Annotated in this window: 13 protein-coding genes; 3 read left to right on the forward strand and 10 right to left on the reverse strand. The window is 45.7% G+C overall.

What is annotated here, in order from left to right; genetic code table 11:
• The first annotated feature begins 113 nt into the window (after nt 1–113).
• Nucleotides 114–1,049 carry an iron-hydroxamate ABC transporter substrate-binding protein gene (locus RSX31_RS11175; protein ID WP_315634560.1) on the forward strand — a complete coding sequence of 312 codons (936 nt, stop codon included), beginning with the start codon at nt 114–116 and terminating at the stop codon, nt 1,047–1,049.
• A gap of 122 nt (nt 1,050–1,171) precedes the next feature.
• On the opposite strand, the gene RSX31_RS11180 is transcribed toward RSX31_RS11175, so the two are convergent.
• The 6 genes from RSX31_RS11180 to RSX31_RS11205 form a co-directional block, all read right to left on the reverse strand.
• Nucleotides 1,172–2,575: a sensor histidine kinase gene (locus tag RSX31_RS11180; RefSeq protein ID WP_315634561.1), complete on the reverse strand. Its 1,404-nt coding sequence runs from the start codon at nt 2,573–2,575 to the stop codon at nt 1,172–1,174.
• Nucleotides 2,565–3,269: a response regulator transcription factor gene (locus RSX31_RS11185; protein WP_282137272.1), complete on the reverse strand. Its 705-nt coding sequence runs from the start codon at nt 3,267–3,269 to the stop codon at nt 2,565–2,567. The genes RSX31_RS11180 and RSX31_RS11185 overlap by 11 nt, the downstream gene beginning before the upstream one ends.
• Nucleotides 3,270–3,458: 189 nt before the next feature.
• A complete protein-coding gene (locus tag RSX31_RS11190) occupies nt 3,459–4,337 on the reverse strand; it encodes a hypothetical protein (RefSeq protein WP_315634562.1) in 879 nt (292 codons plus the stop codon).
• Between the two features lie 137 nt (nt 4,338–4,474).
• Nucleotides 4,475–5,359: a peptidylprolyl isomerase gene (locus RSX31_RS11195; protein WP_315634563.1), complete on the reverse strand. Its 885-nt coding sequence runs from the start codon at nt 5,357–5,359 to the stop codon at nt 4,475–4,477.
• 207 nt (nt 5,360–5,566) lie between these two features.
• Nucleotides 5,567–6,838, reverse strand: a complete 1,272-nt coding sequence (locus tag RSX31_RS11200; RefSeq protein WP_315634564.1) for a S1C family serine protease — start codon at nt 6,836–6,838, stop codon at nt 5,567–5,569.
• 258 nt (nt 6,839–7,096) lie between these two features.
• Nucleotides 7,097–8,833 carry a phosphotransferase gene (locus RSX31_RS11205; RefSeq protein WP_315634565.1) on the reverse strand — a complete coding sequence of 579 codons (1,737 nt, stop codon included), beginning with the start codon at nt 8,831–8,833 and terminating at the stop codon, nt 7,097–7,099.
• Between the two features lie 313 nt (nt 8,834–9,146).
• Here RSX31_RS11205 and RSX31_RS11210 point away from each other — a divergent pair, with 313 nt between their 5' ends.
• Nucleotides 9,147–9,662 (forward strand): DUF3231 family protein, encoded by a 516-nt coding sequence (locus RSX31_RS11210; RefSeq protein ID WP_148967771.1) that lies wholly within the window; start codon nt 9,147–9,149, stop codon nt 9,660–9,662.
• A 200-nt stretch (nt 9,663–9,862) separates the two neighbouring features.
• Here the strand turns inward: RSX31_RS11210 and RSX31_RS11215 are convergent, their stop codons facing one another.
• The 4 genes from RSX31_RS11215 to RSX31_RS11230 form a co-directional block, all read right to left on the reverse strand.
• Nucleotides 9,863–10,996 carry a zinc-dependent alcohol dehydrogenase gene (locus RSX31_RS11215; protein ID WP_315634566.1) on the reverse strand — a complete coding sequence of 378 codons (1,134 nt, stop codon included), beginning with the start codon at nt 10,994–10,996 and terminating at the stop codon, nt 9,863–9,865.
• A 33-nt stretch (nt 10,997–11,029) separates the two neighbouring features.
• Nucleotides 11,030–11,653 carry a DUF421 domain-containing protein gene (locus RSX31_RS11220; protein ID WP_148994630.1) on the reverse strand — a complete coding sequence of 208 codons (624 nt, stop codon included), beginning with the start codon at nt 11,651–11,653 and terminating at the stop codon, nt 11,030–11,032.
• Between the two features lie 109 nt (nt 11,654–11,762).
• Entirely contained in the window at nt 11,763–12,602 is an 840-nt protein-coding gene (locus RSX31_RS11225; RefSeq protein WP_315634567.1) for an MBL fold metallo-hydrolase, read from the reverse strand.
• Entirely contained in the window at nt 12,599–13,798 is a 1,200-nt protein-coding gene (locus RSX31_RS11230) for an MFS transporter (protein WP_148995148.1), read from the reverse strand. The genes RSX31_RS11225 and RSX31_RS11230 overlap by 4 nt, the downstream gene beginning before the upstream one ends.
• A gap of 364 nt (nt 13,799–14,162) precedes the next feature.
• On the opposite strand from RSX31_RS11230, the gene RSX31_RS11235 reads away from it, so the two are divergent.
• Entirely contained in the window at nt 14,163–14,798 is a 636-nt protein-coding gene (locus RSX31_RS11235) for a lysozyme inhibitor LprI family protein (protein WP_315634568.1), read from the forward strand.
• The last annotated feature ends 27 nt before the right edge of the window (nt 14,799–14,825 follow it).

Genomic DNA, 14,825 nt, shown 5'->3' on the forward strand with positions numbered 1-14,825 from the left:
ATCCAAACTTTAGAATCACTGTCAAATTATATTGACAATGATAATCATTCTCTGTATATTTAGAACTACAATGAGAATGATTATCACTATTAATTAGAAAGAAGGAAAACAAATTGAAAAAAATACTCATCCCATTTCTCCTCATCGCCATCTTCATCCTTCAGGCTTGTGGCAGCACCGAAACGGCAAAGACTGAACAAAAGGAAGCAAAGACTAATCAGAAAGCAGCATCAGAAACCATTACATATCAATCTGAAACCGGTCCTGTTGAGGTACCTGCGAATCCTACCCGCATTGTGGCGCTTTCCAACGCTCCAAACGTGCTTGCCTTGGAAGGTGAAATTGTCGGAGTCGATGAATGGACGAATATGAATCCCCTGTTTCAAGAGAAGCTGGAGGGAATTGAAGTAGTATCAGAGGAAAACATCGAGAAAATCGTTGAGCTTGAGCCAGACCTGATCATCGTTGGATCCCATTCGAAAAATATTGATAAGATGAGTGAAATCGCTCCTACGGTGGCCTACACGTGGGGGAAACTGGACTACTTGGAACAGCAAATCGAAATCGGTAAGCTCCTCAATAAAGAGCAGGAAGCCAAAGATTGGGTGGAGGAGTTCACTACCCGTGCAGAAGAAGCCGGGAAAGAGATCAAAGAAAAGATCGGTGAGGATGCCACTGTATCGGTCTTTGAATACGATACGAAGTCGGCTTATGTATTTGGAAACAACTGGGCTCGGGGCACCGAATTATTATATCAAACCATGAAACTCGAAATGCCTGATAAAGTGAAAGAAAATGCATTAGAACCAGGCTACTTTGCACTGAGCACAGAAGTCCTTCCAGAGTTCGCGGGAGATTATATCGTCCTAAGTAAAAACCAGGACGGTGACGGTTCATTCCTGGAAACACAGACATGGAAAAACATCCCTGCCGTTCAAAACAATAGAGTCATAGAATTAGATACGAAAGCGATCACGTATAGTGATCCAATCACACTGGAATATCTTCTGGATGTGTTTAAAAAAGCATTCCTTGAAGAACTGAACTAATTTTAAAACATATGAAACCCGCATGGATTGTTGGAATCCATGCGGGTTTTTTAAGGCCAAAGGGACAGGTACCGCGGCTCCTATCCAAGATCGGTCCAAGGTACCTGTCCCCTTGGACCCTTTCAAAGAGGCAGCCGAATCACAAACTTCGTACCCTTCCCTTTCTCACTGAACACATCAATCGTCCCCTCATGCATGAGCACCAATTGCTTCACGATCGAGAGTCCGATGCCGAATTCACCGTATGGATTATTCGTCCGGGACAGGTCCGCTTTATAAAACCTGCGCCAAATTGATTTGATTTCTTCGGGGTCCATGCCGATTCCGCTGTCTTCGATTTCGATGACGGATTCAGTATTGGTAGAAGAACCCCTTAACGTGATTGTTCCTCCAGAGGTGAATTGAATGCTGTTTTTCGTGATGTTGATCAGAATTTGTATGAGCCTGTCATAGTCCGCATGTACTGTGGCACCGGAATCTGCAACCACCCTGATCTCGTTTCCTTTTTCTTCAGCCTGCAAGTCGAGCTGTTCCTTGATGACTTCAAAGATATCCAGTAAAGGTAAGGTTACTTTCGTGATGGCTACCTGGTTGGAGCGGATTTTTTCGTAGTCCAGGTTTTCGTTCACCAGTCTGATCAGGCGCCTCGTTTCCTCGCTGACGAGACCGAAGCTTTTTTCTTTCTGTTCTTCGGGGATCATATCGTTTCGAATCCCCTCGATGACACCTCGAATCGTAGTCAGCGGTGTTCTCAGTTCGTGTGACACATCCGCCATGAACTGCCGTCTACGGTTCTCCAGGCTGTCGATTTCCTCTTTGGATGCCTGGAGTTTCGTGACCATTTCATTAAAGTCTTCGGCAAGATCGCCGATTTCATCGAAGTTGGAGCTTGGGACGCGAACATCGTAATGACCGGATGACACACGGGAAGTGGCATCCCTGATCCTCTGAATCCTTTTCACATGGAGCTTTGATAAGAACAAGCTGATCAAGAGAGAAATCGCCAGTGACAGGAGCACGATATATAGAAGATATTTATTAATCTCACTCAGCATTTCCCTCGAGCCGCTGATTGGGGAAATCAAAATCAGTCCGCCAGCCAGCTGATCATTGATGATCCGGGGCATGATGACGAGGGATACAGCCTGGTCAAACCGGCCGAAATCTTTCTTCAGGGGGACGGTTTCACCTCGTTCGATTTTTTGCCACTCTTCTTTGGAGAGCTCTATCCGCGGGTACACCCCTCCCCTTGAGAAGGATACCTCCCCTTGGCGATTGAACGTGATCACATCGATGTTCCGGGCATGGAGCAAGTTGCTGTATTCCTCAAGATACAGAGGTCTTCTCGGGCTTGGTCTTTCAAGGTCTGATAAAATTTTTTCCCCATACGACCTGAGTTCCGTGACCTTATTTTCGTAGACAAGATTTTCGACATATTGGGAAAACAGGAGGCCAAGGATCATGAAGGCGATGATGAGTACGCTTGTATGGCTGAGAAGCAGCTGATAAAGATATCTAAATTTCATCCCCGGCCGCCGTCTCGTCGAATTTATACCCTACTCCCCAGACCGTATGCAGGTACGGCTTTTCCTTGCTGCCGATTTTGTTGCGGAGCCGCTTGATATGGACATCGACCGTCCTTTCGTCCCCGTAGAAATCATACCCCCATACGCGTTCGAGTAGCTGCTCCCTCGAGAACACTTGACGCGGATGCCGTGATAGGTAATAGAGCAATTCAAATTCTTTCGGTGTCAGGTTCGTAAGGGGAACGCCTTTCAGAAGGACTTCACGTGTTTCTTTACTGATTTGGAAGTCTGCCGTCGAGACATCCTGAGTTCCTGACCCACTGTTTTTCTCCCCTTGATATCGCCGCGTAACAGCCCGTATCCTTGCCATCAGGGCAAGGGGCGAGAAGGGCTTGGTCACATAATCGTCGGCACCGAGTTCGAGCCCGAGCACCTGATCCGATTCACTGTCTTTCGCCGTCAGCATGATGACCGGGACCTGGGACCCTTCCTCCCTGATTTTCCTGCATATGGTGACGCCGTCCATCCCCGGCAGCATCCAGTCCAGGATGACAAGATCCCAATCTCCTTCTTTATAACGCCGGTACCCATCAGCCCCGTCGTGGACAAATTCTCCTTGAATCCCTTCTTTTATAAAAAACATCTCAAGCATCGACGTGACGCTCTTATTGTCTTCTACTACCAGCACGTTCATCAACATCGCTCCTTTCCCGACTTTTTTCTATTTAGAACCATGGGGACAGGTACCGTGGCTCCTATCCAATACTGTGCCAAGGTACCTGTCCCCATGGCTCCCTATCTAAAGTATAGCCGTTTTGACTGATTCATTCTATTGTTTCCTCCTAACGAAAAACCCCCGCTCACTTGGCGGGGATCCCAATCCTTATAATGTGTCATTTGGAGATTCGGCTGCCGGTTCCTCACTCTGTTCGCCCTCAGGCACAGATTCATGAGGTCCTTTTCCATGGCCTGGGCCACCATGATGGCCTTTACCGCCCTTTAGGAAAAAGAAGCCTTCTTCTTTATTAAAAGGGAAGAAATCCAGTTTCTTCGCTTCGTCGGCATGATTGGTCATGATTTCTTCCATCAGTTCCTTCGACGTTTTGCCATCTGTTTCAATGCCCAGTTCTTTGGCAGCTTTTAAAATGGAAGCTTCGAATATCTCTTGTTTCAATTCATGGTGCTCCTTTCCTTCTGACTCAATTCCAAGGTCTTTTGCCTGCTTCAGAAGTGCTGCTTCCCTTACTTCATCTGCAAGTTCATCCAGTTCCTTGCCCTCGGTTTCCACTCCAAGTTCTTTCGCTTTCTGTTTAAGTAAAGCTTCCCTTACCTCTTGAGAGAGCTCTTCCTGGTCTTTTCCATCAGTGGCAATCCCCAGCTCTTTCGCTTTTTTGTTCAGTTCCGCCTGACGGATTTCATCCATGAGCGCACGGTGATCCTTTCCTTCTGTTTCAATACCCAAATCTTTTGCTCTTTTTTCGAGTTCAGCATCCATGATCTCTTTCGCGAGTTCCCGTGAATCCTTATCGGTGCTGTCGATCCCAAGTTCTTCTGCTTTTTCCTTCACCTGTTCCTCATTCAGATGGAACTTTCCATGCCCACCGCCACGATGTCCGCCAAATTCCGGCTCCGACTTTCCGCTAACAACCGCCGAGTCGTTTGTCTTCGCACTGTCCTCCTCAGCAGCAAAGGCTGGAATAGCCCCGAGGATCCCGACAGATAAGGCACCTGTCAGTACATACGTCAGTGTTTTCTTTTTCATATTCATTTCCTCCTTTATTGGTTTTGCAGGGATCGAACCCATCTATGTAGCACACGATGAGATCAGGATTCAATCCCCTGCCCTGTCATCTTCTCCAGAAGTTATGACCAATGTATGAACAAATAGTTGCCGGTTCATTAACTTTTCAATAAATTTTCGATTTGGTACTTCTCTTTTTGTTCCTCAAGCCATGTCCCATACTCCGTTTGAAGTGCCTGATCAAACAGAATATCCTTTATTTCCTCTTTATGATTATCAAGGACCGCTTCTTTCGCGTCTTTTTTATCCGTCACCTTGATGATATGATAGCCAAATTCCGTCTTCACCGGTTCACTGATTTCACCCTTTTTCATGGCAAACGCCTTATCATCAAATTCCGTCACCATTTCACCTTTTGCAAAAAAACCTAGCTCTCCGCCTGACTCGGCATTGGACGTATCAGTGGAGTATTCTTTTGCAAGCTCCGCGAAATCCCCTCCGTCATCAAGCTTGTCCTTCACTTCCTTGGCTGTTTTCTCATCATCAACAAGAATATGGCTTGCCTGTACCTGTTCTTCTTGAGCAAACGAGTCTTTATTCGCTTCAAAATATTCCGTTATCTGATCGTCCGAAATCGAGACTCTGTCCTTCAGCAACTTTTCCGTTAACAAAAACGATTCGACATTCTTTTTGACACTATCAAGGCTCGCTCCGCTTGAAGTCAATGCCTCATTGAATGCCTCTTCGCCCCCATAGGACTCTTTAATTGACTCCAGTTCCTCCTCGATCTCACTGTCCTTGACTGTGAGATCCTTCTTGTCACTCTCAAGCTCCACTATCTTCTCGGCAATCAGTGTATCCAGGGCGGCATCCCCATACTGGTCCACAAGCGTCGTATACAAGTCCTCTTTACTGATCGACTTGTCCCCCACCTTTGCCACCACTTCATCCTTCGAAAAGCCAAACATCACAAGCATCGTGCCGACGACGACAATGCCCCCTATGACACTCCATAATGTGATCGAACGTTTCTTTTTATCCACTCACCCGTACTCCTTTATTTTCTATTATTTGTATACTGTTCGGTAGTTTCTTTTGGTGCCAGGTACAGTTTGGTCGATTTGTACCTGGTACATTTGACTTGGATTGTGCCTGGTACATTTCACTCGATTTGTACCAGGTACACTTCACTCGGTTTGTACCTGGTACATTCCACTCACTCTGTACCAGGCACCATCCAGACCACAACTTTACCCATTCATCATTGCATTACTAGTAAGAGTCAGACTGACCGTCATTTCTTCACCGTCCCGGAAGATGGTCAGGTCGATCTTATCCCCAACTTTCAGGTCACCGTACAACTGCCTTCTCAAGTCGGCCACATCCGCTACTGCTTTTCCATTCAGCGCCGTAATGACATCGCCCTCTTTGACACCGGCTTTTGCTGCCGCTGATGTTTCATCAACACTCGCGACGACTACACCTGCTTCGACTTCATTAGGCAGATCCGGCAGATAATGACGGGGAACATCGGCAAGATTCGTCATTCCGATTCCGATATACGGCCGCTCCACTTTCCCCGTTTCGATGATTTCACTTACGACCGGCAGAAAATCCTTACTTGGAATGGCAAACCCAAGCCCTTCTACACCGGAGTTCGAGATCTTCGCACTGTTGATCCCGATCAATTCACCTTTTGAATTCAGCAGCGCACCTCCGCTGTTTCCAGGATTGATGGCCGCGTCGGTTTGGATGACATTCAATTCAGATTCACCTGCAGAAGTCTGCACTGGAATGGTTCGATCAACGGCACTGACAATTCCTTGTGTAACCGTCCTTGATAAATCGAGGCCCAGTGGATTCCCGATCGCGATCACCTGTTCACCGGCGCGCAACGCACTGGAATCTCCCACTTCCAACAGGTTGTCTGCATACTTACCATCGATCTTCAATACGGCAAGATCCGTCAGTGGATCGGCTCCGATCAGCTCCGCCTCGGTCTTTTCACCATCATAGAGGGACACTTCAATCTTAGAGGCACCTTCAATGACATGATTGTTGGTGATGATATAAGCACTCTCGCCCTCTTTCTTGAAGAGAACCCCTGAACCTGTCCCTGCTTGAGCTTCTTGAGATGCACCCATGCCATTCTGCTGCTGATAATTGACAATTCCGACAATCGATTCAGAGGCATCTTCCACAATATTCGCTACATCGCCGCTACCCGTTGAAACCGTCGTAGGGTTGATTCCTGAATCCCCCGAAGTCTCCACCTCGCCGTTGTCCCCTGCCGATTGTTCGATGCCGGGCTGAGCCAGGTTCTGATAATAATCGGTTTGAGGCAATACCGTCAATGTCAGGACCGAACCGATGATCCCGGCACCTACAGTGTTTAGAAACCCACGTCCTTTAAAAGGCTTCTTCGGCTTCGGGCTTCGTTGCATTTCTTCTTTCTTCACGTCTTCCATATTTTCCGACTCTATATTCTTCATTTCTTCATTTTGATTGTTATGTTCTAGCATTTTGTTTCCTCCTCTATTTATTTTGCTCGGTTGATCTTTGCTGTTGATTTCATCTTAGAGGGAAAATATTACGAAACTATTAACAATGTGTGTACAGGGTGGGAAGTTTTTATTGATGGGGAAAAGATTATTAAATAAAAAGATACAAAAAAGGGTTGATCCCGGTACGTTAACCCATTAACGTACCGGGATCAGCCCTAATATACTTTTCTAAGGATTCATACCAAGCCACAAGGGGACAGGTACCTTGTCTCTAGATCATTTCAAAGACTGGGACAACGTACCTGTCCCCCAGTCCCACTCACCCTTAAACTCCTCAAGCGACTGCTGACGCTTCTCACGATCCTCGCTCACTGCTTTCAATGCCATTCTATATAACTTCTCACTCAGTCGCCATTTATCGATGGACCGGTCTTTCTCCCCGCCAAACAACGCAAAGGCGGTGGCTCCGATCAGATACACATTCGTGATTTCATCGATTTCTGCCCCTTGTTCGAATTCCTCCGGCGACATGAATCTGGAGGATCCCCACATCCTGCCCACTGTATTGGTATAGGGACGTTTGGAATAAAGGTCGATATCGCAAATCAGGGTCTTTCCTTTTTGAAAGTCATACAGAATACTCCCGTCATAGAAATCGATTGCTACATACCCCTGTTCTATCACATGAATGTGAAAATCGAGGATGTCATGAAATACGTCCATCTTTGTGCTGTCCGGCATCTTCATAAATTTCTCCCTGGATAAGGGATACATTCTTCCCATGCACTCCCCATCTGTCCATTCAAATATGGAGGCAAATCCACCGCCGATTTCTTCCGCACGAAGCAACTTGACTAAATGGGGATGTGCCAAATCTTCATAAACCTTTACACTAGCCTTCAACTCTGCGACCGCATCTTCCGGTTTCCCTGTAAATCGCGCTGTAGGGGCCCCTGCGAATTTCATGAAAATTTTCTGGTCGTCGTCCTTTATCCCAAAGCAAATATTGCCGGAGTCCTGATCATCATACACCTTGAAGACCTCCCCATATCCCTCGATGAAAGAGAAGTCGAAAGGAGACTTTAATTTGTATGGGATTTGATCGATGTACTGAATATAAAAGTCTTCCACATACCACGTGGGCACTGGATTGTTCATGCCGTCAAACCAGGCAAGAACTTCCGTAGCCTGCTTCTTCATGACCTCTACCTCCTCTTCCCCGAACGCCATGGCCCATGGAACGGACGACAGCATATTGCTGCTTATGTAAAAGAGCATGAGCCTGAAGAACTCCTCAGGCGGCCGGCCGTTGAAATAGCCGTTGAGCTGTCCTGTAGCAAAATGAGGACTGACCGAAGCACTCCACACGATGCGGTTGAACTCTTCCCACGGATCACCGAAGTCATGCCGGTTGAAATCGATGATGGAAAGTTCCGCTTCTCGCGATATGACCATATTCCCCACGTGATAATCACCGTGATGAAACGATTGGGGCCGCCCTCGCAGGAGATGTCTGTTCGACTCTATGTATTCAATGATTCTGTCGCCGCCTTTTATTTTCACCGGACAATCATAGTACTGCTTGATCTTGCTGTCCGCTTTGCGATTGAACTTCGTTTCCCATTTCTCTTGATCAACAGGCGCAGGAATACAGTGGATTTCCCGGAGATAACGACCCGACTTCAGGCCGAGCTCGTATTGCTCTGTATCGGTCAACTTAGGCAGCATCTCTGCAGCGTCTTCTCCTTCACACCAGGTAAAGAGCGTATAAACACTTTTCCCATCGTCACTCATACCGAACTTCAACGGCTTCGACATCGGTATGCCCGTTTCGGCCAACCGCTTCATCGCCTCAAACTCACTCTTCTTACTCTCATATTCGGAACGGTCCGCTGTCCGAAGCAACAGTCTTTCACCAGTCTCCGCTTCAACATAGTATTTCTTATCACTCGACCAACCCTTGTTAATAGAAGTGATCGTTTTAAAAATGTAATCGGTTTTTATATCAATCATTCGGCAACCCTCCAGTAAAGCGTGAATCCCTTGACTCAGTTATAAATCGTTTAGTGATAGGCCATAATAGTCTAATTTTACCAATGGTTGAATCGTAAAGATATAGGAGTCATAGTGTTTTTTAATCCCTTTTTCCCACCTATGCTATGAGATGAACGGACATTTCCGAAGCACGAAAACGGTTTGCCTTTTTCATATACAAAAAATGTAAAAAAGCACATACATACTTCCATGTGATTAGTGAAAAAATAAACTTTGTGCTCAAACATTCACTTTGAAAGGCGGCACAATAATGACAATCAGGAGGATGATTATGGGTATTTTAAGCGGAAATCCACAAGAAGAACCATTGCATTATGGTGAAGTATTTGGGACGTGGAACTATTTGTTGACGGCTAAAGCCACTGTGGCAGGATATCAGATGCAGCTTAACCATGCCGGAGATGATGATCTGAAAAAGTTACTGAAGGACAGCATCGAGGGTGGACAAGAAGAAATCAAGCAAGTTGAAAAACTTCTGAAGGAAAATGGGATTGGATTGCCTCCAACACCGCCAGAGCCTCCGCATGCCTGCCTTGATGATATTCCGACAGGTGCCCGCATGCCGGATCCTGCCGTTGCAGCAGGGCTATCCGCTAATATCGCTTCAGGCTTAGTTGCATGCAGCACAATCATGGGACAAAGCATACGTGAAGATGTGGCGATGATGTTCGGCCAATTTCATATGCAAAAAGCCCAAATGGGTGCTAAAGTACTTAAGTTAAACAAAGAAAAGGGATGGTTGATCCCTCCACCCCTTCACAAAAACAAAAATGAACATTGTGAGTGATCACTGAATAGGTAAGATTCTCAGGTTGCTGGCGAATTTTTCAGTCAACCTGAAAATCTTTTTTCATGTGCATTCTTTGATAGAACACGAGTCTAATTACCCCCACTTCATTACTTTCATAACATCCTTCCCCTTTATATACGCGTATAATATCCCGTGAACACAAAGAAGGAGGGACACTATATCCCTCCTTCTTACCGTTAAGGCTTCAAGATGACTTTGATGCAATCGTCTTCTTTTTTGTTAAATAGTAAATACCCTTTTTCCGCTTCTTCAAGCTTAAGTATATGTGTGATGATGGATGTGGAGTCGATTTCCCCTTTGACGATTTGTTCATAAAGGGGGGCCATATACGCTCTTGCAGGAGCCTGTCCCATTTTCAATGTAATATTACGGGCAAAGAATGCCCCAAGGGGGAACATATTGTATAGACCGCCATATACCCCGGTCAATTGAACGGTTCCACACTTCCTGACAGCTTTGGTGGCGATCTGGATCGGACCGATCGTCCCTCCCTGAAGCTTCAATTTCTGTTCCATGAATTCAAGGGGGGATTTCTTCCCGTCCATGCCGACACAATCGATCACCACATCCGCTCCGCCTCTGGTTAACTCCTTCAACGTTTCACCCATATCATCGTATTGGGTGAAATCAAAGGTTTCGGTATGGTTCATCTTCTTCGAGTGACGTAAGCGGTAATCGAAATAATCGACGGCGATGACTCTCTCAGCACCTTTTTTCCAGGCAAACTGCTGGGCCATCAATCCGACCGGCCCGCATCCGAGAACAATGACCGTGTCCCCTTTTTTCACACCTGCATTCTCCACACTCCAGTAGGCCGTCGGAAGTACATCAGATAATAAAAGGATTTGTTCATCCTCCAGTTCACAATTCTCCGGTACTAAAAAAGGGGTGTAGTTCCCGTATGGAACCCGGAGATATTCCGCTTGTCCCCCGGGATAATTACCGAACTTCTCAGAGTATCCGAACAGCCCACCAGAGTCATAATGGGGGTTCGAATGATCGCATTGACTTTCCAAGTGTTGCTCACAATAGGGACATGCCCCGCACGCCACGGTGAAAGGGATGATGACACGGTCTCCCTTTTTCACATTGGTCACATCTTTCCCGACTTCCTCCACGATCCCCATCGGCTCATGTCCAATGACGTACCCGATCGGAAGTGGGAAATTCCCTTGATAAAGATGCAGATCCGATCCACAGATGGCTGTTGATGTAATGTTGACAATGACGTCTTGTGAATCCTCTATCCGAGGGTCGTCCACTTTCTTGACGGCTACGGAATTCTTTCCTTGATAGGTGACTGCTTTCATGAGCTTCCTCCATTCGAATATTCTTGTCTTTTGCTACTGAAGATGTTTAGGGGGTGGATTGGCGGAAGATTTCTGCTTGATCTCTTTAAATATATCTTCCCCGCCGACTTCCTGACTGACTGGCCTCTTTGTTGTGGGTGGAACATTGAGCATATTGATCAGTCTCTGTACTTCTGCCTGGAATTGTTCGAAATCTTTCTTCGTCACCGGCTTCGCCTGGGGCATCAATTCCACCCCGACTTGTCCATTCGGTTCAAGCGTCGCCCATTTCACATCGGAAAGTTTACTGACTCCCTGTTGTCGCAGTTTCATTTCGAGTTGATCGACTGTCATTCGTAACTTTTTAAAGTTCTTTTCATTGATGTTGCCATTTTCCATAAGAATCTTGGATTTCCCCGTGATAAACTGTTCGACACGATCGGATTTCACCTGCAGATATTCCATGACCATCAAGGTTAAAACAAGAATAAGACCGACTCCGATCGTTGTCCATATATTCTTTCCGGCAACTGGTTGAATTAATAATGATCCGATACCGATCATAATGACTGTTTGTGCCAATGTCATCTGCGAAATGGACTTTCTCCCGGCGATTCTTAACAATAATGTACCAGCCACAACAATGAGAATGGCTTTCCAAATCCAATCTAGATCCATGAACTGTATCCCTCCCTTTCAATTGCTAAAAACCCCCTTCAGGTGAAGAGGGGAAAAGGTTTTCACAAGATTAATTTTCCCTGCTGGTATAAAATTATTCGAATCGAAGTTAATGACGTTTCCGATTAGCGGGTAATGCGATCACATCAAATTGTTCAACCAATTTTCTTAATGCTTCTTCCAACTCATCCCCCGCCATCGCCTCTCCATGTCCAGTGACAGCTACTTTCGGTTTCAGATTGGATAATGTGGCAACCGATTCTTTGGCCGCTTCCCAATCCATCGTGAAATACCTCGGGGGACCGCTGATTTCTTTCTTTTGAAGGACAACCCGGTACAAGGATTCCTGCTTCACTGTCACAAAGGCGTCCCCAGCGACCAATACACCATCCAACTCCCTATATAGGGAAATGTGCCCTGGCGTATGGCCAGGTGTATGAACCCATCTCCATCCTTGCATAAAGGGGACTTCACCATTTTCCGGGAGTGCGTGAATCCGATCGGACACATCGATTCCATGATGGGGATAAAATGGGGACAACTCGCTGACCAAACCGCCATCCACAGTAGGTTCCCCTTTTGGATAGTTCCGTTCTCCATTAAGGTAAGGGATTTCCAGTTCATGGGCATAAACTGGAACGTCCCATTCCTCTAAGAGCGGCTCCAGGGACCCGACATGGTCAAAATGGCCATGAGTCAACACGATGGCTTGCGGTTTACCCCTATGGCCAAACCGTTCTTCCGCCGCTTCCATGATCTTCTGCTTAGAGTGAGGCATCCCACAATCAATCAACACCCACTCCCTGCTTCCCGCAATTCCGTAGAAACAGACATTCACAATCTGATTGGTCCAATAGTAAAGATCTTTGCCTACTGCCCTCCCCTTCCCACTGTTCACACTAAAGAAAGGGAGATGTGTGTCAGAAAAATCACTGTCTAATGGTTTCATGTTGCACCTCCTTGATTTGTAGTAGAAGTGGGGGATTTTTCTGATTGAATAAAAAACAACACAAGCAGAAACATCCCGATACCTAAGATACCTGCACCGATAAGACTTTCATTCAATAGAGAATTCATCACCAAGGCCATCAGAGGGGGACCGGCAGCCACCCCGATGAAACGGGATGAACTATAGAAAGAAGAAATCGTCCCCCTTTCCTCTTTCTCTATGTTTTCGGTAATCAAAGCATCCATGGTAGGCAGCAAAGCACCAATGGAGAGACCCATTAAGCTTGAGACAGACAGGAGAAGAATCAATCGCTCGTCGACAAATCCTATCAATGACACACTGACACTGATCAGAATCAAGCTCACCGTCATGATCACCTTCATGACCTTCAGCTCACCTTTAATCTTTCTACCTGTAATAAAAGAAGCGATGCAAAGAGCCAGTAAAGGAATGGCCAACACAAACCCTTTTTTCACCCCATACAAGCCGTGTGTTTTCTCCAGGGAATCAGAGAGGAAAAACAAGACGGCAAACAAGAGCAGCATGCTATAGATCCCCACGAGAAAAACTGTAAAGATCCATCTCCCTTCCTGTTTAAAAATCTTCTTTGTATTCTTGATGAATGTTTTCAGTGAGACGGGCTTCTCTTTCTTCTTAGGAACTTGAATGAAGAAGATGACGAGTACAATTGAAATGAGACTAAAAACAGAAATAGAGAAAAAAGGAAGATACCATAAATACGCGGCAAACAACGCCCCCAATATGGGACTTAACACCTTGCCGAAGGTGTTGGATGTTTCAATCAACCCAAGACAGGAACTCGTTTTCTCATCATCATCCTTATAGAGATCACCCACCAACGGTAAAATGATCGGGGCCGCTCCAGCCGCTCCAATTCCCTGCAGAATACGCCCGATGATGATCCAAGTAAACGGATCTGTCATTTTCCATGAAGCAAACCCTGCAACCAATCCTCCCATTAACGCGATGAGTAAACTGGGTAGGATGACCACCTTCCTTCCGAAGCGATCTGACAGATATCCAGCCACCGGAATCAGAAAGATCGAAGCAATGGAGTAACTCGTAATAATCATACTCGTTTGAAAAGAAGAGATCCCCACCTCTCTTTCAAAAATGGGCAGTACAGGGATCAGCATGGAATTCCCCAAGGTCATTACCAAAGGAATCGAGGCCATGCTTACCACGCACCAATTACTGATTTTCGTTGTATTCTTGCATTGTTCTTTCAATTGAACCACCCTTTAAGGATTGATCTACCATTACCTAAGTATTTGAATTTTCTATGGAGAACATTCGGAGAATATGACGACTTCCTGTAAAAAATGTTGAAAGTAAGCCTAATTCCAACACCCATTTCCTCCACCTTTAGGAACTTCGAGACCATTCAAGCGGGAAGTTACTGCCCTTAATCGACTACCACCAAACGTAAGAACCGTCCCTGAGGACCACGAACGATCAAACACAAACAGGTTAGAAGATAATTCCCTTATATGTTAAAATAAACCAACATAAAACCAACAAAGAATTGGAGCTGTAAAAATGAAAAAATCGAAAATGTTTATCGTGACTGCCTTATTAACTATGTCATTCGTCTTCATGTCTGCTTGTAGAGATTCACCTGAAGAGGATGCTTCTAATCAGACTGAATCTGATACGATTCCAGCAAGTACAGATGGATCATCTACAGAAAGCACTGTAGAATCCGATAACAACAAGGAGAATCAATCGGATGAATCAGCAATGGACGATAGCAACTCTCAGGAAGAAAGCAGTCAGGAGGAAGATCCTACTCCCGAAACAAAAGTAGCGGGAAAAACAGAATATCTGAACAAGCTGGACAACATCCAAAAGGAACTTGATGTCATGCCAGATAAGAAGGATTCAGATAAAGGTGTCACGAACGCTATGAAAAACTATTATGGAGTGTCCTATGAAAAGTATGACGATGCATTAAATGAGATTTATTCACTTCTGAAAAAAGAGCTGTCTCCAGAGGACATGAAGGAGTTAAAAGCGGAACAGGTAAAATGGATTGAAGAGAAAGAAGCGAAAGCCGAGAAAGAAAGACTGAAGTATGAAGGCGGGACGTTTGAGAATGTGGCGTGGTACATCTCTTTATATGAGTCGACGAAGGATCGATGTTATGAGTTGGTGAATGAGTATATGACGGAATAGATGATGAGGCGAAAGGAGAGGAAGTTA

It is taken from the genome of Rossellomorea yichunensis, from assembly GCF_032337515.1.
Lineage (GTDB): Bacteria > Bacillota > Bacilli > Bacillales > Bacillaceae_B > Rossellomorea > Rossellomorea yichunensis.